Here is a 21,929-nt window from a genome sequence, read left to right as displayed (position 1 = left end):
CAGGTGGTGAAACGCTCCCTCCGCCCGCCGTGGGCTAAGGATTATTTATGGTGTAATTCGAGCTCTATTTCCTCCAGGGTCTTGCCTTTAGTTTCAGGAACCATGGTCAGGACAAAAATTAGCGCGACCGCCGAGGTGGCGGCAAAAATAAAGAATGTGCCTGCCGCACTGATATTTTCCACGAGGACCGGGAAAAAGCGCGACACCAAAAAGTTGCCTCCCCAAAGGGCAAACGTTGCGATAGAAACCGCCACGCCGCGAACCTGAATAGGGAATATTTCTGCGATGATGACGTAGGCCACGGTGCCATAAGAGACGGCGAAAATAGCCACATAGGCGAGAATACTCAGCAGCAACAGGGTGGTGTGCGCTTCGCTGGCGCGGAACAGCATCCCAATACAGGTTAGCGCAATCGTCATACCGATAGAGCCGAAAATCAGCAGCGAACGGCGTCCGACTTTATCAATGATCCACATGGAGAGCAGGGTCGAAATAACCAGCGTCAGGCCAATCAGTACGGTAAAAGACATCGCGCCGCTGACATCCACACCCGCTGTTTTAAAGATTTCCGGGGCGTAGTAAAAAATGGCGTTAATTCCGGTAATTTGTTGAAACAGAGCCACGCAAAAGCCGACGATCAGCGCCTTACGCAGGCGAGGGGTAAACAGCTCGCTCAGTCTGGACTGGCTTTCATTTTGTAACGCGGATTGGATCGCCGCCAGCTGCTGCCTGGCCGTTGCTTCATCCGGATTAATTTTTCGCAGCACCTCGAGCCCCTTCGCATCATGCCCTTTGCGCAGCAGCCAGCGTGGGCTTTCCGGCACCCATGCCAGCAGGATCAGAAAGATCGCCGCCGGGGCGATGCCGGTCGCGAAGATAACCCGCCAGCCGTATTCGATATTCCACGCTTCGCTGGCGCTACTGGCGATGATTGCCGCAATCGAAAAAATAGCCAGATTGCCCACGCAGTTAAAAAGCTGATTTAACGAGACCAGTCGACCGCGAATGTGCGCCGGGGAAACCTCGGCGATGTAGAGCGGCGCGATGGTTGTTTCCACGCCGATACCCACCCCCACGAGGATGCGAAACCACACCAGCATCTCCGCCGAGGTCGCCATGGCCTGACCGAGTACGCCAAAAATAAAAATCAGCGCCGTCAGCAGCAGAACTTTTTTTCGTCCTACCGCATCGGAAAGCGGCCCCGCCAGCGCTACGCCGATGATACAGCCTACGATAATCGACGACGTCACCCAGCCGATACCGTTCGCATCAAGGGTGAATTTGCTTTGTAAAAAACCGACGGAGCCGGAAATACTGCCGTTATCAAAACCAAACAGAAACCCGCCGACGGCGGTCACTATGGAGATCAACAGAACGTTACGCATCCAGGCGTTTTTTGCTGAGATAGAGGCATGACTGACCATAATACACTCCGTTATTAAGCGGGTGAGCGTACCGCGCGTACCGCGCAGCGTTGTTGTAATACATGAAGGCTGACGTCGGCGGCCAGGCCTGCCGTTGAGCTGGCCGCATTGGCCGCGCCGCAGGCCGCCGCGAGCGTCAGGTGCGCCGCCCAGCCCGACTGCGGTCGGGCCAGCAGGCTGGCGATGAGCCCGGCGCAGTACGCATCGCCAGAGCCAACCGCGCTGAGCGTCGCCACGGCGGGGGCGGCGACTGTAAAATTTCCGTCCGGCGTAAGCGCCTGGGTTGGCCGCTGTCCATCGGTAATAATCACGCAGCGCACGCCCTGCGCGAGCCAGTGGCCGGGTAAATCGTCCGCCGTCTCTGCATTGGCCTGCCGCAGCTCATCGCGGTTGATTTTGATGATGTCAGGCAGCGCGGCGGCGGATTGCAGCAGCGCGGCCCCGTGGGTATCGAGCAGCGAAAGGACGCCATGTTCGCGGGCCAGGGATATCCAGCGCCCGTACTCGTCCGGCGTCAGGTTCTGCGCCAGAGAACCGGTGCAGACAACGGCGCTGGCGCGAGGAAGCTCCGTCGCCAGCATGCTCCACAAACGACGGTATTCCTCGGGCTGAATAGCCGGGCCAACGGCGTTGTAGACGCTGGCTTTGTCCGGTGCTTTTTGCTCCGTCACCACCTCGCAGATGCGGGTGCTCGCGGCAATCTCGCACCAGCGTCCCTCCAGCCCTTCCTCGGCCAGCAGCTCGCGGCATAGCCGACCCGTCGCGCCGCCAAGAAAACCGAGCAGCAGGGGCTCCGGCGCGTTTTCCAGCTGTAGCTGAAGCTGGCGTAAAACGCGCGCCACGTTCACCCCTTTCCCGCCGGCCAGGGTTTTATCGTTCAGCAGGCGATGGACCGTTCCGGGACGCTGTTGGTCGACCAGCAGCAGACGTTCAATAGCCGTATTCAGCGAGGCGATAAGCACGTTCACTGGCGGTTCTCCCGGTGAGTGGTAATGAGCCAGCTTTCGCGGGCGATCATGGCGGCGCCCGTGGCAACCGGTTCAGCGAGCTCGCTGACGAACAGCGGCATTTTCCAACGGCGTTTGCGGTGCTCAAGCATCTCCTTGCGCTGGAATAGCGAGCCCATCAGCACGGCATCCTGAGGGCGGATTGCGCCAATCTCGCACATCCTGGTCAGCAGTCGGAATGCGCGATCGGCGATATGGTTCAGGGTTGCCTGCACGATGCTTGCCGGCTGAATACCGGCAGGCAAATGGTGCAGTGAAAACAGGCCCAGAGATTCGTCGTCATTAACTGAGACCGACACGCCAGGCGTGCGTGCCTCCTCGAGCAGCTCGCGAAACAGCGGATCGTAATCCCCCTGATAGAGCAGTTCCGCCAGCGTCTGAATGATTTTCCCCGACGGCGTCGCGCAGCCCATGACAAATTCTCCCGGCTGCCAGGTTCGTTCGATATCCACGCCAAGCTGCCAGGCGATCGGCGTATCCGGGAAGTGGGGCGTCAGCACCATCAGATATTCCGAGGTGCCGATCGAATCGAAGACGTGAGTGGGCTGGCGACTCTGAACCGCCCAGGCGGCAATAATTTGATCGTGCCCGCCGGCAAAAACGCAGGCTGCGGGGTGCAGCGCCACTGCGGGAAGAGCCTGAGGGCTAATCTCCCCGCAGTGCTCGCCGGTGTTAACCGTAGCCGGGAAAATTTCGGGGCGTAGCCCGAGCCTATCCAGCGTGGGTTCATGGAGGCGCATCGATTGTAAATCGACGCACTGCGAGTGGGTTATTTGCGAGGTGCAGGCCCGCCATTCGCCGGTTAAACGCCACATGGTGTAGCTGCCGAAATCTACCCACTGGTCGATTTGCCTCCAGAGATCGGGATGCTGCTGGCGTATCCAGCTCAGCCGTTCCGGACTCTGGTTCGGGCGCGATCGCATCCCGGAAACAGCGTAATGCGCCTGGCTATCCAGCCAGAGATGAACGTCGTCGGGCAGCGCGGCGGCAGGGTAGTTCTCCCACCACGCCAGCGATGGATAGACAACATCACCATAGCGATTGACCGCCACCGACTCCTCCTGGCCAAAGGTGCCGATGGAGATCGCCGCCAGCGGGCCGCAGGTGCGGGCCTCGCTGCGGGAGTAGTCGATGATAAGCGCCGCCACGGTTTGCCAAACCGCCTGCGCATCGTGGAAGGTCAGCCCGTCGCGCTGGAGGACGGGCGTGCGGCACTTTTTCACCGCCAACGGCTGACCTTCTTCGTCGATGCCGATAATTTTTATATGCGTGGTGCCAATATCAATGCCGAGAAACCACATGGTGATGACCCTCAGTTAAGCGTTATAGCCCCAGTTTGCCAGGGTTGAGAATGCCGTTTGGATCGAGCGCCTGCTTAACGCGTCGCAGCAGTATATGCGCCGAAGCAAGCGATTCTCGGGCATAGGGTGAGCGTACCAGTCCGCCGCCGTGGTGGTGCGAGAGCTCGGCGCCGTGCGCCAGGCAGACGCGCATCGCCTCCCGCCATATAGTGCGAAGCTTGTCTACCGCCTCGGCGTCGTTGGTTTCGTGTCCGAGAAGGATCATGTACATGGAGGTCCCCTGCGGATAGACGTGGGAGAAATGCGAGAGAACTTCGCCGGCCAGCGGCGTCAGCGCTTGATTCAGGTCGTGATACAGGCTGGCGATACCGTCCCAGGTATGAGCGACTTCGATGGTTTCAGCAAAGCCGCCGCTGCAATCCAGCAGCTTTTCGACCGTTGAGAAGTCGAAGCGGCGATCCATCCACTGCAGTACGCCCTGAGTACCGATCGATTTGCCGCCGTGACGCTGGACAAGAGTCATAAATGCGTCCATTTCCGCACGGGCGACGGCCTCAACGCCCTGAGTGCCTAGGAACATCACCGGCTTGTCCTGAGCCGGATTTTGCATAGCGTGGCGGGCTTCGGTGGGATCGTACAGCCGGAGGAGGAAAGGGCGCAGCCCGGCCATCGCCTGTTCGCGCATGATCTGCAGTCCGGCTTCGACGGAGGGCAGCTCCAGGGTGTCGTAAAGACGCGTTTGCGGCAGCGGGAATATCTTGAGCTGCACCGAGGTTACTACGCCCAGCGTTCCTTCGGCGCCGATAAATAGCTGGCGTAGATCCGGCCCCATCGCCGCGCGCGGCGAGGCTTTCAGCCGTACCTTTTCACCCGTTGCGAGGATAACCGTATAGGCGGTAATGAGATCTTCAATTCCGCCGTAGTAAGAGGAGAACTGGCCGGTCGCCAGCGTTGATAGCCAGCCGCCGACGCTGGACTGGTACAGCGATTGCGGTGAGTGTCCTAGCGTCCAGCCCATCTGCTGCAGTTCATCTTCCAACTGACCGCCGTTGTAGCCGGCGGAGACTTCGACGGTCAGGTTGGTCGTATTGATTGCGCGCTGATGCGCCATGGCAGTGAGATCGAGGACGATACCGCCCCGCGTGGGTAGCGGCTGTCCGGTGACCGAAGAAGCCAGAGCCCGAGGGGTGACCGGCGTATCGTTCGCCGTCGCCAGCGCGAGCACCTGCTGGATCTGTTGCTCATCGGTGACCTTCACCACAACGTCGGCCTGGTAATCATGGCACCCTAAGCGCCTGAGCTTTGTCGACAGTGGCCATGTATCGTGGCTTGAGGCCTGAAGGGTTTCGCGGTCGCTCAGTACCTGCTGTTCTGGCAATATATTTTTCAAGGCGCTAATGAGATGAGAAATGTCCGGCATACCAACTCCTGCATTGACAATTGTAGAGAACATCCTGGCGGTCTGGCGGAGAAAACGCGCTCAGGGATAATTCATTGACATCGTGTTGATGGCTAATATACGATCAATTTGCAGAAAGCTGCAAATTGCATTTTATTTTTTAGTCAACTTTGTGAAGGAGAGCAAGATGGATTCCCGTACCGGCAAGGCAGTTCGTTTAAGTCGTATTTTGCGCCCGGAAACAGGGCACGCGGTGGTCGTCGCCGCATCCCACGGGGTGATGTCCGGCCCACCGTCGGGGCTGAAAACCCGCAGGGATATTGAAACCGTCTTTGCCCAGCTGCGCGGCGCGGATGGGGTGATGGTTTCGCCGGGGATGATCCCGCTGGTGGATCAGACGTTTATGGGGCGTGACAGGCCGGGGTTTGTGCTACATCTCGACTGGAAAAACCACGCGCGTTCGATTTATACGCCGGGAAAAGATGGCCGCAGCGAAGGCGTGCTGGTGCAGCTGGCAGAAATTAGCGAGGTGGCCGCCAGCGGTATTGATGCAGTGATGACCTATATGTACCTCGGGCAGAAGGATACGGCGCTGGAACAGGCGGAAATTGCGCGCAACGCGCGTATTGTTCGCGAATGTGAACGATACGGTATCGCGGTGATTATCGAACCCCGCTCGGCGCTGGAGGGCATCGATCCCGACGCGCTTAGCGCCGGGGTGATGAGTATGTACTGCCGGATTGCCGCCGATATCGGCGCGGATTTGGTGAAGGCGCTTTGGCCCGGCTCGGTGGAGGATTTTGCTGCGGTAACAAGCACCTGCTATACTCCGGTGCTGCTGGCAGGCGGTGCGGGCGGCGAAGATCCGCAGTCAACGCTGCAGCTGGCAGCCGATGCCATGCAGGCGGGAGCGAAAGGGGTCATGTTTGGACGACGTATTTTCCGCGCGCAGCGGCCGGCCGGCGTGCTTCGCGCGCTAAATGCCGTGGTGCATGAAAACCACAGCGTTGAACGGGCGCTGCGGCTTCTGGAACAGTAAGAGTTGACGGAAACAATGACGGTTATTGCGCACGATGCGAAACAGCTTTCTCCGGTCGCATTTATTGCCCGCACGATTATCACGCTTGGGCTATCCGGCCGTCTGCCGACCACCTCCTGGTTTCAGGAGGTGCTGGATATTGGCTCTGGTACGGTGCAAAAGGCGCTGCAGGAGCTGAAAAAAGATGGCGCGGTCAATCTCGTCTCTCGCGGGCACCAGGGGACATTTGTCGTCTCCTGGGATTTCCCGACGCTCTGGGACGCCGCACGCATGCCGCCGGTGCATATCCTGCTGCCGCCTCGAGGCTCCCTCGAAGCGACGCAGGTGGCCTCCGCGTTTGTACAGCAGTCCGAATGCTGGGGTGTGGTCACCACCGTCGGCTATCTGCGCGGCGCGCGTTCGCGCCTGGCCGCTTTTGAGCATCATGCGGTGGATATTGTTCTGCTCTCTTCCGGTTCTGCACAAATGCTGATGGCGGATACCGCCGAACAGGGCTTCGAACTCTTTGACGTCGGCTACGGAAGCTACTATCGGCCGGGTAGTCTGGTGGTGGTGGAGAAAACCGATGCGGCGTTAGCCCGGCGCCCGCGCGTCGGCATCGATTTTCATTCCAGCGATCATCAGCGGCTGACGCGAGCCCAGTTCCCGGAAGCGGATTATGAGTATGTGGAAGTGGATTTTACCCTGCTGCCGCGTTCCGTTTTTCTCGGCGAAATTGATACCGGCGTCTGGCATCAGCAAGCATCGCTGATTCCGCTGGATAAGGTTGGGTTGAACATCTGTCCGCTGGATAATCCGTCCGCGCAGGCGCTGGCCAAAGAGATTTCCAGCGCGGTACTGGTGGTCCGCTCGTCCTCTCCCGTAGCCCAACTGCTGCATCAGCTCGATCTTCCGCGCCTGCAGCAGCAATCATCTCAGGCGTTCGATAGCCTCAATGACGTTCAGCTGGCGTTTCGTCTGCCCTGAATGGTGCTCAGATAGCGGCGATATCGCAGCCATAAAAAAACGCGCCCTGAAGGCGCGTTTTTTGTTGCCGAAATCTGGCTTAGTGCTTGATGTCGCACTTGAAATCACGCTTGTCGTAGCCGGTGTACAGCTGACGCGGACGGGCAATTTTCATGCCGTCGCTGTGCATTTCGTTCCAGTGGGCAATCCAGCCTACGGTACGTGCCATCGCGAAGATAACGGTAAACATGGAGGACGGAATACCCATCGCTTTCAGGATGATACCGGAGTAGAAATCGACGTTCGGATAGAGTTTCTTCTCGATGAAGTACGGGTCGTTGAGCGCAATGTGCTCAAGCTCCATCGCCACTTCCAGCAGATCGTCTTTGGTGCCCAGCTCTTTCAGCACTTCATGGCAGGTTTCACGCATGACGGTGGCGCGCGGGTCGTAGTTTTTGTACACGCGGTGGCCAAAGCCCATCAGGCGGAAAGAGTCATTTTTATCTTTCGCGCGACGAACGAATTCCGGAATGTGCTCAACGGAGCTGATCTCTTCCAGCATCTTCAGCGCCGCTTCGTTCGCGCCGCCGTGCGCCGGTCCCCACAGGGAGGCGATGCCCGCAGCGATACAGGCGAACGGGTTCGCGCCTGAGGAGCCTGCGGTACGGACGGTTGAGGTTGAAGCGTTCTGCTCGTGGTCAGCGTGCAGGATCAGAATACGGTCCATGGCGCGTTCCAGTACCGGATTAACCTCGTAGGTTTCACACGGCGTGGAGAACATCATATTCAGGAAGTTACCCGCGTAGGAGAGGTCGTTGCGCGGATAAACAAAAGGCTGGCCGATTGAATATTTGTAACACATCGCTGCCATTGTCGGCATTTTGGACAGCAGGCGGAACGCCGCGATATCACGGTGGCGTGGATTATTCACGTCCAGGGAGTCGTGATAGAACGCAGCCAGCGCGCCGGTAATACCGCACATCACCGCCATCGGGTGCGAGTCGCGACGAAACGCGTGGAACAGACGGGTAATCTGCTCGTGGATCATGGTGTGGCGGGTAACGGTGGTTTTGAACTCTTCGTACTGGGCCTGATTCGGCTTTTCGCCGTTCAGCAGGATGTAGCAGACTTCAAGGTAGTTGGACTCGGTCGCTAACTGATCGATCGGGAAACCACGGTGGAGCAGAATACCTTCATCACCGTCGATAAAGGTGATTTTAGATTCACACGATGCGGTTGAAGTGAAACCAGGGTCAAAGGTAAATACGCCTTTTGAACCAAGACTACGAATATCAATAACATCCTGGCCTAGCGTGCCTTTTAGCACATCCAGTTCGATAGCAGTATCACCACCTAGGGTGATTTTTGCTTTTGCATCAGACATTTATGGTCTCCTTAGCGCCTTTATTGCTTAAGACTGCCGGGGGGGATTTGCCTTCGGCTCGTGCCTGATTACGTTACCAGTTTGTTATGTTGCACACAGCTCTGCGACAGCGGAATTGGCAGGGTACAGAGCAAAGGCGCTTGATGGAACGTTTTCAGTTTACGACGAAATAACAGCAAATCAGCGTTTTAGCAGCCCGAATTTAAAAATCGTTATACCACTAATAACCGTCCTGATTACATTGGTCAATACCGTCACACTGTTGCATAACTTATTCTCAGGTGAAAGAGTGACCCCATAACTTTTGAGCATTATTGCATTTATCTGGTAATGGTTGTAACAAGAATGTTTAATATTTGTCAAATCAGGTGATTAAATTTTAAAATAATGTTGTTATCGTGACTTTGATCACTGTTCGGGACAAAACCCGACAAACTATATGTAGGTTAATTGTAATGATTTTGTGAACGGCCTATACTGCCGCCAGGTCTCCGGAACACCCTGCAATCCCGAGCCACCCAGCGTTGTTTGGTCACGTTTTCGCTCCTGAAAAGGAGTTTATTCATGACTACAGGTTATAGAAAGGACGCTGTCTGACCCGCAAGCAGACCGGAGGAAGGAAACAATAAGAACAGCATGTGGGCGTTATTCATGGTAAGAAATGTGAAAAAACAAAGACCTGTCAATCTGGATCTGCAAACGATCCGGTTCCCAATCACGGCGATAGCGTCCATTCTCCATCGCGTATCCGGTGTGATCACCTTCGTGGCGGTCGGGATTCTGCTTTGGCTGCTGGGCACCAGCCTTTCCTCTCCTGAAGGTTTCCTCACTGCGGCATCCATTATGGATAGCTTCTTCGTGAAATTCATTATGTGGGGCATTCTGACCGCATTGGCTTATCACGCCGTGGTCGGTATCCGCCACCTGATGATGGACTTTGGCTACCTGGAAGAAACCCTCGAAGTAGGGACACGCTCCGCCAAGATTTCTTTTGTTATTACTGTCGTGCTTTCACTTCTCGCAGGAGTCCTCGTATGGTAAGCAACGCCTCAGCACTGGGACGCAACGGCGTACATGACTTCATTCTGGTTCGTGCCACCGCTATCGTTCTGACCCTCTACATCATCTATATGGTCGGCTTTTTTGCCACCACGGGTGAAATCTCATGGGAAGTCTGGACGGGTTTTTTCTCCTCCGCGTTCACTAAAGTCTTCACCCTGTTGGCCCTCGTCTCCATCCTGATCCACGCCTGGATCGGTATGTGGCAGGTACTGACAGACTACGTTAAACCACTGGCTGTGCGCCTGGTTCTGCAACTGCTTATCGTTGTTGCGCTGGTGGCTTACGTTCTTTATGGATTTGTTGTGGTGTGGGGTGTGTAATGAAATTGCCTGTCAGAGAATTTGATGCTGTTGTGATTGGTGCCGGTGGCGCAGGTATGCGCGCGGCGCTGCAGATTTCCCAGAGCGGCCAGTCCTGTGCGCTGCTCTCCAAAGTGTTCCCTACTCGTTCCCATACCGTTTCCGCGCAGGGTGGCATCACCGTTGCGCTCGGTAATACCCATGAAGATAACTGGGAATGGCACATGTACGACACCGTTAAAGGGTCGGACTACATTGGCGATCAGGACGCCATCGAATATATGTGCAAAACCGGTCCGGAAGCGATTCTCGAACTGGATCATATGGGCCTGCCGTTCTCGCGTCTCGAAGATGGCACCATTTATCAACGTCCGTTTGGCGGCCAGTCGAAAAACTTCGGCGGCGAGCAGGCGGCACGTACCGCGGCGGCAGCTGACCGTACCGGCCACGCCCTGCTGCATACGCTGTATCAGCAAAACCTGAAAAACCACACCACTATCTTCTCCGAATGGTACGCGCTGGATCTGGTGAAAAACGCCGACGGTGCCATCGTTGGCTGTACCGCGCTGTGTATCGAAACCGGTGAAGTGGTGTACTTCAAGGCCCGCGCAACCGTGCTGGCTACCGGTGGTGCAGGTCGTATTTATCAATCCACCACTAACGCCCACATCAATACCGGTGACGGCGTTGGGATGGCGATCCGCGCCGGCGTGCCGGTGCAGGATATGGAAATGTGGCAGTTCCACCCAACCGGTATCGCCGGGGCAGGGGTTCTGGTCACCGAAGGCTGCCGCGGTGAAGGCGGCTATCTGCTGAATAAACACGGCGAGCGCTTCATGGAGCGCTATGCGCCGAATGCGAAAGACCTGGCGGGTCGTGACGTGGTGGCGCGTTCCATCATGATCGAAATCCGCGAAGGTCGCGGCTGCGACGGTCCGTGGGGCCCGCACGCCAAGCTCAAGCTTGACCACCTGGGTAAAGAGGTTCTCGAATCCCGCCTGCCGGGTATCCTCGAACTGTCCCGCACCTTTGCGCACGTTGACCCGGTGAAAGAGCCGATTCCGGTTATCCCAACCTGCCACTACATGATGGGCGGTATTCCGACCCGCGTAAGCGGCCAGGCGCTGACCGTTAATGAGCAGGGCGAAGATGTGGTTATTCCTGGGCTGTTCGCCGTCGGTGAAATCGCCTGCGTATCGGTCCACGGCGCTAACCGCCTGGGCGGCAACTCGCTGCTTGACCTGGTGGTGTTCGGCCGCGCGGTCGGCGTGCATCTGCAGGAATCTATCGCCGAACAGGGCGATCTGCGCGACGCTACGGAAGAAGAGATCGACGCTTCCCTGGCGCGCCTCAACCGCTGGAACGGCAACCGTAACGGTGAAGACCCGGCCGAGATCCGCAAAGCGCTGCAGGAATGTATGCAGCACAACTTCTCGGTGTTCCGCGAAGGTGATGCGATGGCAAAAGGGCTTGAGCAGCTGAAGGCGATCCGCGAGCGTCTGAAAAATGCGCGTCTGGACGATACCTCCAGCGAGTTCAACACCCAGCGCGTCGAGTGCCTGGAGCTGGATAACCTGATGGAAACTGCTTACGCCACCGCGGTGTCGGCAAACTTCCGTACCGAAAGCCGTGGCGCGCATAGCCGCTTCGACTTCCCGGAACGTGACGATGAAAACTGGCTGTGCCATTCCCTGTACCTGCCAGAGTCGGAAGCGATGACGCGTCGTAGCGTCAACATGCAACCGAAACTGCGCCCGGCATTCCCGCCGAAGATTCGTACTTATTAATGCGGAGACAGGAAAATGAAACTCGAGTTTTCAATTTATCGTTATAACCCGGACGTTGACGATGCTCCGCATATGCAGGATTACACCCTGGAAGCGGAAGAAGGTCGCGACATGATGCTGCTTGATGCGCTGATGCAGCTGAAGGAAAAAGACCCGTCGCTCTCATTTCGTCGTTCCTGCCGTGAAGGGGTCTGTGGCTCCGACGGTCTGAACATGAATGGTAAAAACGGTCTGGCGTGCATCACGCCGATCTCCGCGCTGAATCAGCCGGGCAAGAAAATTGTTATCCGTCCGCTGCCAGGTTTACCGGTTATCCGCGATTTGGTTGTAGACATGGGGCAATTCTATGCACAATATGAGAAGATTAAGCCTTACTTGTTGAATAATGGGCAAAATCCTCCGGCTCGTGAGCATCTGCAGTCGCCGGCACAGCGTGAGAAACTCGACGGGCTGTACGAGTGTATTCTGTGCGCATGTTGTTCAACGTCCTGCCCGTCGTTCTGGTGGAATCCGGACAAATTTGTCGGCCCGGCGGGCTTACTGGCGGCGTATCGCTTCCTGATCGACAGCCGCGATACCGAAACCGACAGCCGCCTGGAAGGGTTAAGCGATGCTTTCAGCGTATTCCGCTGTCATAGCATTATGAACTGCGTCAGTGTTTGTCCTAAGGGATTGAACCCGACGCGCGCCATCGGCCATATTAAGTCGATGCTGCTGCAGCGCAGTGCGTAAGTAACCCGGTCTGTCCCGGATGGCGCTATCGCTTATCCGGGCTACCCGAAGCAGTAGCCCCGGCAGCGTTTGTGCCGCCGGGAAATGAATACCCTAAATAATTCGAGTTACAGGAAGGCGGCGACGCCGCGAATCCCCAGGAGCTTACTCAAGTAAGTGACTGGGGTGAGTGAGGAAAGCCAACGCACATGTAACTTGAAGTATGAAGGGAATGGCAGGAAATCTTTAAAAACCGCCAAATATGTACCAGTAATCAAGGCGTTCAGAGCGAGGTAAGGCGGCAACTGAACGCATCCTCGGGAGCATAGTGAACTATGTGACCGGGGTAAGTGAAGGCAGCTAACGCAACCGCAGCCTGAACGCCGAAGATTAATGGCAGTTTTTAAAGGTTCCTTAGCGGACGCAGAAGCCACAACTCGTCCGTAATGAGTGAACCCCGGCACGTACAATCCATGTGCGTGGTAGTTTCTACGGCGAAATAAGCATATAAATGCTTAAGGGATCACGATGCAGAACGGCGCAATGAAAGCCTGGCTGGACTCTTCTTACCTCTCTGGTTCGAACCAGAGCTGGATAGAACAGCTCTATGAAGACTTCTTAACCGATCCTGACTCTGTTGACGCCAACTGGCGTTCTATGTTCCAGCAGTTACCTGGCACCGGAGTCAAACCGGATCAATTTCATTCCAAAACGCGTGATTATTTCCGTCGATTGGCGAAGGATGCCTCACGTTACACTTCTTCGATTTCCGACCCTGACACCAATGTGAAGCAGGTTAAAGTCCTGCAGCTCATCAACGCCTATCGCTTCCGCGGTCACCAGCATGCGAATCTCGATCCGCTGGGACTGTGGAAACAGGATAGAGTGGCGGATTTAGACCCGGCATACCACGATTTGACCGAGGCCGATTTCCAGGAAAGTTATAACGTAGGTTCCTTTGCCATCGGGAAAGATACGATGAAGCTGGGCGAGCTGCTGTCAGCGCTCAAACAGACCTACTGCGGCGCTATCGGCGCGGAATACATGCATATCACCTCTACCGAAGAGAAGCGCTGGATCCAGCAGCGTATTGAATCGGTAGCAGGGAAAGCCAGCTTTACCGCTGAAGAGAAAAAACGCTTCCTAAGCGAACTGACCGCCGCTGAAGGTCTGGAACGCTACCTCGGCGCGAAATTCCCGGGTGCGAAACGCTTCTCGCTGGAAGGCGGCGATGCGCTGATCCCGATGCTCAAAGAGATGATCCGCCACGCTGGCAAAAGCGGCACCCGCGAAGTGGTGCTGGGCATGGCGCACCGCGGCCGTCTGAACGTGCTGGTCAACGTCCTCGGTAAAAAGCCGCAGGATCTGTTTGACGAGTTCGCCGGCAAGCATAAAGAACACCTTGGCACCGGCGATGTGAAGTACCACATGGGCTTCTCTTCCGATATGGAAACCGAAGGCGGTCTGGTGCACCTGGCGCTGGCGTTTAACCCGTCGCACCTCGAAATCGTCAGCCCGGTGGTTATCGGTTCCGTGCGCGCCCGTCTGGATCGTCTGGACGAGCCAAGCAGCAATAAAGTGCTGCCGATTACCATTCACGGCGACGCCGCGATCACCGGTCAGGGCGTAGTTCAGGAAACCCTGAACATGTCGAAAGCCCGCGGTTACGAAGTGGGCGGTACCGTACGTATTGTTATCAACAACCAGGTGGGCTTCACCACCTCGAACCCGCTGGACGCGCGCTCTACGCCGTACTGCACCGATATCGGTAAGATGGTTCAGGCGCCTATCTTCCACGTTAACGCGGATGACCCGGAAGCCGTGGCTTTCGTTACCCGCCTGGCGCTGGATTTCCGCAATACCTTCAAACGCGATGTTCTGATCGACCTGGTGTGCTACCGCCGTCACGGCCATAACGAAGCCGACGAGCCGAGCGCAACCCAGCCGCTGATGTATCAGAAAATCAAAAAGCATCCGACTCCGCGCAAAATCTATGCTGACAAACTCGAGCAGGACAAAGTTTCGACGCTGGAAGATGCAACCGAGCAGGTCAACCTCTACCGCGACGCGCTGGATGCCGGCGAATGCGTGGTAGAAGAGTGGCGCCCGATGAACCTGCACTCCTTTACCTGGTCGCCGTACCTCAACCACGAGTGGGATGAGAGCTACCCGAGCAAGGTAGAGATGAAGCGCCTGCAGGAACTGGCTAAGCGCATCAGCACCGTGCCTGAAAGCATTGAAATGCAGTCTCGCGTCGCCAAAATTTACGGCGATCGTCAGGCGATGGCGGCCGGCGAGAAGCTGTTTGACTGGGGCGGGGCGGAAAACCTGGCCTACGCGACGCTGGTCGATGAAGGCATTCCGATTCGTCTGTCCGGTGAGGACTCCGGTCGCGGCACCTTCTTCCACCGCCACTCGGTTATTCATAACCAGGTGAACGGCTCAACCTATATTCCGCTGCAGCACGTGCACAACGGCCAGGAGCATTTCAAAGTCTGGGACTCCGTGCTCTCTGAAGAAGCGGTACTGGCGTTTGAATACGGCTATGCCACCGCTGAGCCGCGCACTCTGACTATCTGGGAAGCACAGTTCGGCGACTTCGCCAACGGCGCCCAGGTTGTTATTGACCAGTTCATCAGCTCCGGCGAGCAGAAATGGGGCCGGATGTGTGGCCTGGTGATGCTGCTGCCGCACGGCTACGAAGGTCAGGGCCCGGAGCACTCCTCCGCGCGTCTGGAGCGCTATCTGCAGCTCTGCGCCGAGCAGAACATGCAGGTTTGCGTCCCGTCTACCCCGGCACAGGTTTACCACATGCTGCGTCGTCAGGCGCTGCGCGGTATGCGCCGTCCGCTGGTGGTGATGTCACCGAAGTCGCTGCTGCGCCACCCGCTGGCGGTGTCCAGCCTCGACGAACTGGCAAACGGCACCTTCCTGCCGGCGATTGGCGAAGTGGACGACCTCGACCCGAAAGCCGTGAAGCGCGTTGTACTGTGCTCTGGTAAAGTTTATTACGACCTGCTGGAGCAGCGTCGTAAGAACGACCAAAAAGATGTCGCTATCGTGCGCGTAGAGCAGCTCTATCCGTTCCCGCATCAGGCGGTACAGGAAGCGCTGAAGCCTTATGCGCAGGTGCATGATTTTGTCTGGTGTCAGGAAGAACCGCTCAACCAGGGCGCGTGGTACTGCAGCCAGCATCACTTCCGCGAAGTGATTCCGTTTGGGGCCTCTCTGCGTTATGCAGGCCGCCCGGCCTCCGCCTCTCCGGCGGTAGGATATATGTCCGTTCACCAGAAACAGCAACAAGATCTGGTCAATGACGCGCTGAACGTCGATTAATTAAAGGATACATAATGAGTAGCGTAGATATTCTGGTTCCCGACCTGCCTGAGTCCGTAGCTGACGCGACCGTTGCGACCTGGCATAAAAAACCGGGCGATAGCGTCCAGCGTGATGAAGTGCTGGTGGAAATCGAAACTGACAAAGTGGTACTGGAAGTACCGGCATCAGCGGACGGCATTCTGGAAGCAGTGCTGGAAGACGAAGGCGCAACCGTGCTTTCTCGTCAAATTCTGGGCCGCCTGCGTGAAGGCAACAGCGCGGGCAAAGAGTCCGGTGCGAAGGCCGATGCGAAAGAGTCCACCCCGGCTCAGCGTCAGCAGGCTTCTCTGGAAGAGCAGAGCAACGATGCGCTCAGCCCGGCGATCCGTCGCCTGCTGGCTGAACATAGCCTCGATGCGAGCGCGATCAAAGGCTCCGGCGTTGGCGGCCGTCTGACCCGTGAAGATGTTGAAAAACATCTGGCGGCAGCGCCGGCTAAAGCGGAAACCAAGGCGCCGGCTGCGGCCACAGCTCCGGTTGCTCAACTGGGCCACCGCTCTGAAAAACGCGTTCCGATGACCCGCCTGCGCAAACGCGTAGCCGAGCGTCTGCTGGAAGCGAAAAACTCTACCGCCATGCTGACGACCTTCAACGAAGTCAACATGAAGCCGATTATGGACCTGCGTAAGCAGTACGGCGACGCGTTCGAAAAACGTCACGGCATCCGCCTGGGCTTTATGTCCTTCTACGTGAAAGCGGTCGTGGAAGCGCTGAAGCGCTATCCGGAAGTGAACGCCTCCATCGATGGCGACGACGTGGTTTATCACAACTACTTCGACGTCAGCATGGCCGTATCGACGCCGCGTGGCCTGGTAACGCCGGTTCTGCGCGATGTGGATCTGCTGGGTATGGCGGATATCGAAAAGAATATTAAAGAGCTGGCACTGAAAGGCCGCGACGGCAAGCTGACCGTAGACGATCTGATCGGCGGTAACTTCACCATTACCAACGGCGGCGTCTTCGGGTCTCTGATGTCTACGCCAATCATCAACCCACCGCAGAGCGCAATTCTGGGTATGCATGCTATTAAAGATCGTCCGATGGCGGTCAATGGCAAGGTAGAAATTCTGCCGATGATGTACCTCGCGCTCTCCTACGACCACCGTCTGATCGATGGACGTGAATCGGTAGGCTTCCTGGTAGCGATTAAAGAGCTGCTGGAAGACCCGACTCGTCTGCTGCTGGACGTGTAGCGATCATGGCCCGGCAGCGTTCAGCGTGCCGGGCCAATAAAAACATCATCAGCGCTGTAAACCGCGATTTATCGCCTTACAGACTCAATGATAACGATTACCTGAAGGATGGACTGAACACATGAACTTACATGAATATCAGGCAAAACAACTGTTTGCCCGCTATGGCTTACCGGCGCCGGTGGGTTATGCCTGTACTACTCCGCGCGAAGCAGAAGAAGCCGCTTCAAAAATCGGTGCGGGTCCGTGGGTAGTGAAATGTCAGGTTCACGCTGGCGGCCGCGGTAAAGCGGGCGGTGTGAAAGTAGTTAACAGCAAAGAAGACATTCGCGCATTTGCTGAACATTGGCTGGGCAAGCGCCTGGTGACCTACCAGACGGATGCGCACGGCCAGCCGGTTAACCAAATCCTGGTTGAAGCGGCGACCGATATCGCCAAAGAGCTCTATCTTGGCGCCGTGGTTGACCGTAGCTCCCGTCGCGTTGTGTTCATGGCTTCCACCGAAGGCGGCGTGGAAATCGAAAAAGTGGCGGAAGAGACGCCGCACCTGATCCACAAAATTGCTATCGATCCGCTGGCGGGCCCGATGCCTTACCAGGGCCGTGAGCTGGCGTTCAAACTGGGTCTGGAAGGTAAGCAGGTTCAGCAGTTCACCAAAATCTTCATGGGCCTGGCGAACATTTTCCTGGAGCGCGATCTGGCGCTGATCGAAATCAACCCGCTGGTTATCACCAAACAGGGCGACCTGATCTGCCTCGACGGCAAGCTGGGCGCTGATGGCAACGCCCTGTTCCGTCAGCCGGACCTGCGTGAAATGCGCGACCAGTCTCAGGAAGATCCGCGTGAAGCCCAGGCTGCACAGTGGGAGCTGAACTACGTTGCGCTGGACGGCAACATCGGCTGTATGGTTAACGGCGCAGGCCTGGCGATGGGTACCATGGACATCGTTAAGCTGCACGGCGGCGAACCGGCTAACTTCCTTGACGTTGGCGGCGGCGCAACCAAAGAGCGCGTTACCGAAGCGTTCAAAATCATCCTTTCCGACAGCAATGTTAAAGCCGTACTGGTTAACATCTTCGGCGGTATCGTGCGTTGCGACCTGATCGCTGACGGCATTATCGGCGCGGTAGAGGAAGTGGGTGTTAACGTTCCGGTGGTCGTTCGTCTGGAAGGTAACAACGCCGAACTGGGCGCGAAGAAACTGGCTGACAGCGGCCTGAATATTATTGCAGCGAAAAGTCTGACGGACGCAGCGCAGCAGGTTGTTGCTGCAGTGGAGGGGAAATAATGTCCATTTTAATTGATAAAAACACCAAGGTTATCTGCCAGGGCTTCACCGGTAGCCAGGGGACTTTCCACTCCGAACAGGCGATCGCTTACGGTACGCAAATGGTCGGCGGCGTGACGCCGGGCAAAGGCGGCACCACGCATCTGGGCCTGCCGGTGTTCAACACCGTGCGCGAAGCCGTTGACGCAACCGGCGCAACCGCGACCGTTATCTATGTACCGGCTCCGTTCTGCAAAGACTCCATTCTGGAAGCTATCGATGCGGGCATTAAGCTGATCATCACCATCACCGAAGGTATCCCGACGCTGGATATGCTGACCGTGAAGGTGAAGCTTGATGAAGCCGGCGTGCGCATGATCGGCCCTAACTGCCCGGGCGTTATCACCCCAGGCGCATGCAAAATCGGCATCATGCCGGGCCACATTCATCAGCCGGGTAAAGTGGGCATCGTTTCCCGTTCCGGTACGCTGACCTATGAAGCGGTTAAGCAGACTACTGACTACGGCTTCGGCCAGTCTACCTGCGTCGGTATCGGCGGTGACCCGATCCCGGGTTCTAACTTCATCGATATCCTGAAGCTGTTCCAGGAAGATCCGCAGACCGAAGCGATCGTGATGATCGGTGAGATCGGCGGCAGCGCTGAAGAAGAAGCGGCAGCCTACATCAAAGAGCACGTGACCAAGCCGGTAGTGGGTTATATCGCCGGTGTGACCGCGCCGAAAGGCAAGCGTATGGGCCACGCTGGCGCCATCATCGCCGGCGGTAAAGGCACGGCTGACGAGAAGTTTGCTGCCCTGGAAGCGGCCGGTGTGAAAACCGTCCGTAGCCTGGCAGACATCGGCGAAGCGCTGAAATCTATCATTAAGTAAATGTAATAAAACGGCCCCTGCTATTTGATGCTTGCTATTGAATAGACCGGGGCCGGTCCAGTTTCGACATGGTTGGCCACCTTCCGGTGGCCTTTTTTATGCCGCTCCCGCTGATATTTCCGATCTTTTCCGTTGCGCCGACTACGGTGCTCAATAACGCCCGTGACTCGGGCCGTTTTTTTACGCGCTCTCCTCAGGAGCATCGACTATCAATGCAGGACCACCTGAAGGTTTAATAACCTCATTTAAATCAATGTTAATCAAGGGGTTACTTTCATTTCGTTTACAGGGTAAGGGCTATGAACAGCGGCTTAAATAAGCCCGAGTTTATATTTACACGCGGACTGTTATTTTTATCGTCGATGTAAAATAACTATTTAATGACGTTATTAAATCGTTTTTAAATTAATTCTCAACGGGTATAAAACAATGCCTGGGCGAGGGCGGTTTTCTGCATATGTTTTTTTAAACGCCGGAGGTGATGGCGGAACCCTTTGTTATATATTTATTTTTTGTAGGGCGGGAGAGGGGAGGGCTGACCAGCATTGAGCATTATTCTTACGCCGTCAGCGTTGTGGCGCGAGGCATGGCCAGAACTTCGTGGCGGTAGCGGAGCGGCATCCCTGCTTCGTTGATTGTGGGATAGTTCCCCAGCTGTGTTAAGTGTTGGTAAAAACAATGATAAATAAAATAAGTTGAAAATAAACGGGTAATAACTTGATAAAAAAAATCCGTGAGCTACGCGACATTATTTGCCGATAGTCTCTCGTCCCGGCATTGTTCCTTCAGCTTAAAAGAGGATCCGGCTTTAAATAAATCGACTATCATTTCCAGTAACTGATGACACCTTCGCAAAACATATCCTTAACCTATCGTTTACTAGCGTTGCACATAGTAAACATAATTAACATTCAAAATGAAAATTGATTTAAATCAATGTTTAACTGTTGGAAAAAAATGAGAAATGGAGTTAAATTGTCGCCGATCAAATTGGCCGAAAACCGGTATTTTCGCTATAAATTGATCGCTGTCGAAAAGCGCAAATTTATCTCAATAAAAACCTATTTATTGTAAGGGATTTGCAGCGTAATATAACCACGGGATCAATTTGGGTGTTTTTTTAACATGTTTGTAACTTTTCTCCATTACCGTTTCCTCTCCGGAAGAAAGGGTACGGCGAAAGGGCGCAAATAAATTTGTATTGGGGCATGTGTGTGACCCTTTCTAACGGGGTTCACTCTCGGAGTCTTCATGCGATGAGCAAGGAGTCATGATGTTAGATATAGTCGAACTGTCGCGCTTACAGTTTGCCTTGACCGCGATGTACCACTTCCTTTTTGTGCCACTGACGCTCGGTATGGCGTTCCTGCTGGCCATCATGGAAACGGTTTACGTCCTTTCCGGCAAACAGATTTATAAAGATATGACCAAATTCTGGGGCAAGTTGTTTGGTATCAACTTTGCGCTGGGTGTAGCAACCGGTTTGACCATGGAGTTCCAGTTCGGGACAAACTGGTCTTATTACTCGCACTACGTGGGCGATATCTTCGGTGCGCCGCTGGCCATTGAAGGGCTGATGGCCTTCTTCCTCGAATCTACCTTTGTCGGTCTGTTCTTCTTCGGCTGGGATCGTCTGGGCAAAGTACAGCACATGGCGGTGACCTGGCTGGTGGCTCTGGGGTCCAACCTTTCCGCACTGTGGATCCTCGTTGCTAACGGCTGGATGCAAAACCCGATCGCCTCGGACTTCAACTTCGAAACCATGCGTATGGAGATGGTCAGCTTCTCCGAGCTGGTGCTGAACCCGGTAGCTCAGGTGAAGTTTGTCCACACCGTCGCCTCTGGTTACGTCTGCGGCGCGATGTTCGTTCTGGGCATCAGCTCCTACTATATGCTGCGCGGTCGCGACTTCGCCTTCGCTAAACGCTCCTTTGCCATCGCGGCAAGCTTCGGTATGGCCGCTATTCTCTCCGTTATCGTTCTCGGTGATGAGTCCGGTTACGAAATGGGCGACGTGCAGAAGACCAAACTCGCGGCTATCGAAGCCGAATGGGAAACTCAGCCGGCACCGGCCGCCTTCACCCTGTTTGGTATTCCCGATCAGGATGCGCAAAAAAACCGCTTCGCGATTCAAATTCCGTATGCGTTGGGGATTATTGCCACCCGCTCCGTGGATAAGCAGGTTACCGGTCTGAAAGAGCTGCTCGTTCAGCACGAAGCGCGTATCCGCAACGGCATGAAAGCCTACACCCTGCTTGAAGAGCTGCGCGCCGGTTCGAAAGATCAGGCCGTTCGCGACCAATTCAACAGCGTCAAGAAAGACCTTGGCTACGGGCTGCTGTTGAAACGCTATACGCCTAACGTCTCCGACGCGACGGAAGCTCAGATTGCGCTGGCAACGAAGGACTCGATCCCTCGCGTGGCTCCGCTGTACTTTGCCTTCCGTATCATGGTTGCCTGCGGCATCCTGATGCTGGGTATCATTGCGGCCTCCTTCTGGACGGTTATCCGTAATCAGGTTGGCGAGAAAAAATGGCTGCTGCGCATCGCGCTTTACGCGATTCCTCTGCCGTGGATTGCCATCGAATCCGGCTGGTTCGTTGCTGAATATGGCCGTCAGCCGTGGGCGATAGGTGAGGTCTTGCCGACCGCGGTGGCGAACTCCTCGCTGACCGCCGCTGACCTGATCTTCTCGATGTTGCTGATTTGCGGTCTGTACACCCTGTTCCTGGTGGCGGAGCTGTACCTGATGTTCAAATTCGCACGCCGTGGCCCAAGCAGCCTGAAAACCGGTCGCTACCATTTTGAGCAGTCTTCCGCGACTACTCAGCCGGCACGCTAAG

At 56.0% G+C, this 21,929-nt stretch carries 17 protein-coding genes; 11 read left to right on the top strand and 6 right to left on the bottom strand.

Going from position 1 to position 21,929, the window contains the following annotated elements:
* Nucleotides 1-41: 41 nt before the first annotated feature.
* From MMW58_RS20810 to MMW58_RS20795, 4 genes are read right to left on the bottom strand one after another with little or no spacing between them, the layout of a single operon-like run.
* A complete protein-coding gene (locus tag MMW58_RS20810; protein WP_241722014.1) occupies nucleotides 42-1,424 on the bottom strand; it encodes a sugar porter family MFS transporter in 1,383 nt (460 codons plus the stop codon).
* A 14-nt stretch (nucleotides 1,425-1,438) separates the two neighbouring features.
* Entirely contained in the window at nucleotides 1,439-2,392 is a 954-nt protein-coding gene (locus tag MMW58_RS20805; protein ID WP_241722013.1) for a 1-phosphofructokinase family hexose kinase, read from the bottom strand.
* Entirely contained in the window at nucleotides 2,389-3,732 is a 1,344-nt protein-coding gene (locus MMW58_RS20800) for an FGGY-family carbohydrate kinase (protein ID WP_241722012.1), read from the bottom strand. Before MMW58_RS20800 ends, MMW58_RS20805 begins: the two co-directional genes overlap by 4 nt.
* A gap of 22 nt (nucleotides 3,733-3,754) precedes the next feature.
* On the bottom strand, nucleotides 3,755-5,152 hold the full coding sequence (locus MMW58_RS20795) for an FAD-binding oxidoreductase (protein WP_241722011.1): 1,398 nt from the start codon (nucleotides 5,150-5,152) through the stop codon (nucleotides 3,755-3,757).
* Between the two features lie 166 nt (nucleotides 5,153-5,318).
* Between MMW58_RS20795 and MMW58_RS20790 the strand changes: the two genes are divergently transcribed.
* Entirely contained in the window at nucleotides 5,319-6,170 is an 852-nt protein-coding gene (locus tag MMW58_RS20790; RefSeq protein ID WP_123707040.1) for a class I fructose-bisphosphate aldolase, read from the top strand.
* A gap of 15 nt (nucleotides 6,171-6,185) precedes the next feature.
* On the top strand, nucleotides 6,186-7,136 hold the full coding sequence (locus MMW58_RS20785; protein WP_241722010.1) for a YhfZ family protein: 951 nt from the start codon (nucleotides 6,186-6,188) through the stop codon (nucleotides 7,134-7,136).
* Nucleotides 7,137-7,215: 79 nt separating this feature from the next.
* On the opposite strand, the gene gltA is transcribed toward MMW58_RS20785, so the two are convergent.
* Nucleotides 7,216-8,499 carry a citrate synthase gene (gltA, locus tag MMW58_RS20780; RefSeq protein WP_041144630.1) on the bottom strand — a complete coding sequence of 428 codons (1,284 nt, stop codon included), beginning with the start codon at nucleotides 8,497-8,499 and terminating at the stop codon, nucleotides 7,216-7,218.
* Nucleotides 8,500-8,679: 180 nt separating this feature from the next.
* Entirely contained in the window at nucleotides 8,680-8,811 is a 132-nt protein-coding gene (locus tag MMW58_RS30460; RefSeq protein ID WP_421672170.1) for a hypothetical protein, read from the bottom strand.
* 324 nt (nucleotides 8,812-9,135) lie between these two features.
* Between MMW58_RS30460 and sdhC the strand changes: the two genes are divergently transcribed.
* The 9 genes from sdhC to cydA all read left to right on the top strand — a co-directional run bounded on the left by sdhC (nucleotide 9,136) and on the right by cydA (nucleotide 21,928).
* Nucleotides 9,136-9,540, top strand: a complete 405-nt coding sequence (gene sdhC, locus MMW58_RS20775) for a succinate dehydrogenase cytochrome b556 subunit (protein WP_045854497.1) — start codon at nucleotides 9,136-9,138, stop codon at nucleotides 9,538-9,540.
* Nucleotides 9,534-9,881, top strand: coding sequence for a succinate dehydrogenase membrane anchor subunit (sdhD, locus tag MMW58_RS20770; RefSeq protein WP_041144632.1), 348 nt, complete (start codon nucleotides 9,534-9,536; stop codon nucleotides 9,879-9,881). Before sdhC ends, sdhD begins: the two co-directional genes overlap by 7 nt.
* The gene (gene sdhA, locus MMW58_RS20765) at nucleotides 9,881-11,647 is read left to right on the top strand and encodes a succinate dehydrogenase flavoprotein subunit (protein ID WP_133596862.1); all 1,767 of its coding nucleotides are present in this window, start codon (nucleotides 9,881-9,883) and stop codon (nucleotides 11,645-11,647) included. The genes sdhD and sdhA overlap by 1 nt, the downstream gene beginning before the upstream one ends.
* A gap of 15 nt (nucleotides 11,648-11,662) precedes the next feature.
* Nucleotides 11,663-12,379 carry a succinate dehydrogenase iron-sulfur subunit SdhB gene (gene sdhB, locus MMW58_RS20760; protein WP_133596864.1) on the top strand — a complete coding sequence of 239 codons (717 nt, stop codon included), beginning with the start codon at nucleotides 11,663-11,665 and terminating at the stop codon, nucleotides 12,377-12,379.
* A 507-nt stretch (nucleotides 12,380-12,886) separates the two neighbouring features.
* On the top strand, nucleotides 12,887-15,694 hold the full coding sequence (gene sucA / locus MMW58_RS20755) for a 2-oxoglutarate dehydrogenase E1 component (protein ID WP_045854500.1): 2,808 nt from the start codon (nucleotides 12,887-12,889) through the stop codon (nucleotides 15,692-15,694).
* 14 nt (nucleotides 15,695-15,708) lie between these two features.
* A complete protein-coding gene (odhB, locus tag MMW58_RS20750; protein ID WP_241722009.1) occupies nucleotides 15,709-16,929 on the top strand; it encodes a 2-oxoglutarate dehydrogenase complex dihydrolipoyllysine-residue succinyltransferase in 1,221 nt (406 codons plus the stop codon).
* A gap of 121 nt (nucleotides 16,930-17,050) precedes the next feature.
* On the top strand, nucleotides 17,051-18,217 hold the full coding sequence (sucC, locus tag MMW58_RS20745; protein WP_041144637.1) for an ADP-forming succinate--CoA ligase subunit beta: 1,167 nt from the start codon (nucleotides 17,051-17,053) through the stop codon (nucleotides 18,215-18,217).
* Nucleotides 18,217-19,086, top strand: coding sequence for a succinate--CoA ligase subunit alpha (gene sucD, locus MMW58_RS20740; protein ID WP_041144638.1), 870 nt, complete (start codon nucleotides 18,217-18,219; stop codon nucleotides 19,084-19,086). The genes sucC and sucD overlap by 1 nt, the downstream gene beginning before the upstream one ends.
* Before the next feature lie 1,273 nt (nucleotides 19,087-20,359).
* Nucleotides 20,360-21,928: a cytochrome ubiquinol oxidase subunit I gene (gene cydA, locus MMW58_RS20735; RefSeq protein WP_133597973.1), complete on the top strand. Its 1,569-nt coding sequence runs from the start codon at nucleotides 20,360-20,362 to the stop codon at nucleotides 21,926-21,928.
* Nucleotide 21,929 lies beyond the last annotated feature (1 nt).

It is taken from the genome of Klebsiella sp. HC6, assembly GCF_022605325.1.
Lineage (GTDB): Bacteria > Pseudomonadota > Gammaproteobacteria > Enterobacterales > Enterobacteriaceae > Klebsiella > Klebsiella terrigena.
The sequence above is the reverse complement of the archived record's forward strand: the minus strand, read 5'-3'. Positions and strand labels throughout refer to the sequence as shown.

What these genes read in the sequence shown, in the direction of transcription:
- MMW58_RS20810 (WP_241722014.1), bottom strand. Translation starts at nt 1,424, where the DNA reads ATGGTCAGTCATGCCTCTATCTCAGCAAAAAACGCCTGGATGCGTAAC.
- MMW58_RS20800 (WP_241722012.1), bottom strand. Translation starts at nt 3,732, where the DNA reads ATGTGGTTTCTCGGCATTGATATTGGCACCACGCATATAAAAATTATC.
- MMW58_RS20795 (WP_241722011.1), bottom strand. Translation starts at nt 5,152, where the DNA reads ATGCCGGACATTTCTCATCTCATTAGCGCCTTGAAAAATATATTGCCA.
- MMW58_RS20790 (WP_123707040.1), top strand. Translation starts at nt 5,319, where the DNA reads ATGGATTCCCGTACCGGCAAGGCAGTTCGTTTAAGTCGTATTTTGCGC.
- MMW58_RS20785 (WP_241722010.1), top strand. Translation starts at nt 6,186, where the DNA reads ATGACGGTTATTGCGCACGATGCGAAACAGCTTTCTCCGGTCGCATTT.
- gltA (WP_041144630.1), bottom strand. Translation starts at nt 8,499, where the DNA reads ATGTCTGATGCAAAAGCAAAAATCACCCTAGGTGGTGATACTGCTATC.
- MMW58_RS30460 (WP_421672170.1), bottom strand. Translation starts at nt 8,811, where the DNA reads ATGCTCAAAAGTTATGGGGTCACTCTTTCACCTGAGAATAAGTTATGC.
- sdhC (WP_045854497.1), top strand. Translation starts at nt 9,136, where the DNA reads ATGTGGGCGTTATTCATGGTAAGAAATGTGAAAAAACAAAGACCTGTC.
- sdhD (WP_041144632.1), top strand. Translation starts at nt 9,534, where the DNA reads ATGGTAAGCAACGCCTCAGCACTGGGACGCAACGGCGTACATGACTTC.
- sdhA (WP_133596862.1), top strand. Translation starts at nt 9,881, where the DNA reads ATGAAATTGCCTGTCAGAGAATTTGATGCTGTTGTGATTGGTGCCGGT.
- sdhB (WP_133596864.1), top strand. Translation starts at nt 11,663, where the DNA reads ATGAAACTCGAGTTTTCAATTTATCGTTATAACCCGGACGTTGACGAT.
- sucA (WP_045854500.1), top strand. Translation starts at nt 12,887, where the DNA reads ATGCAGAACGGCGCAATGAAAGCCTGGCTGGACTCTTCTTACCTCTCT.
- odhB (WP_241722009.1), top strand. Translation starts at nt 15,709, where the DNA reads ATGAGTAGCGTAGATATTCTGGTTCCCGACCTGCCTGAGTCCGTAGCT.
- sucC (WP_041144637.1), top strand. Translation starts at nt 17,051, where the DNA reads ATGAACTTACATGAATATCAGGCAAAACAACTGTTTGCCCGCTATGGC.
- sucD (WP_041144638.1), top strand. Translation starts at nt 18,217, where the DNA reads ATGTCCATTTTAATTGATAAAAACACCAAGGTTATCTGCCAGGGCTTC.
- cydA (WP_133597973.1), top strand. Translation starts at nt 20,360, where the DNA reads ATGTTAGATATAGTCGAACTGTCGCGCTTACAGTTTGCCTTGACCGCG.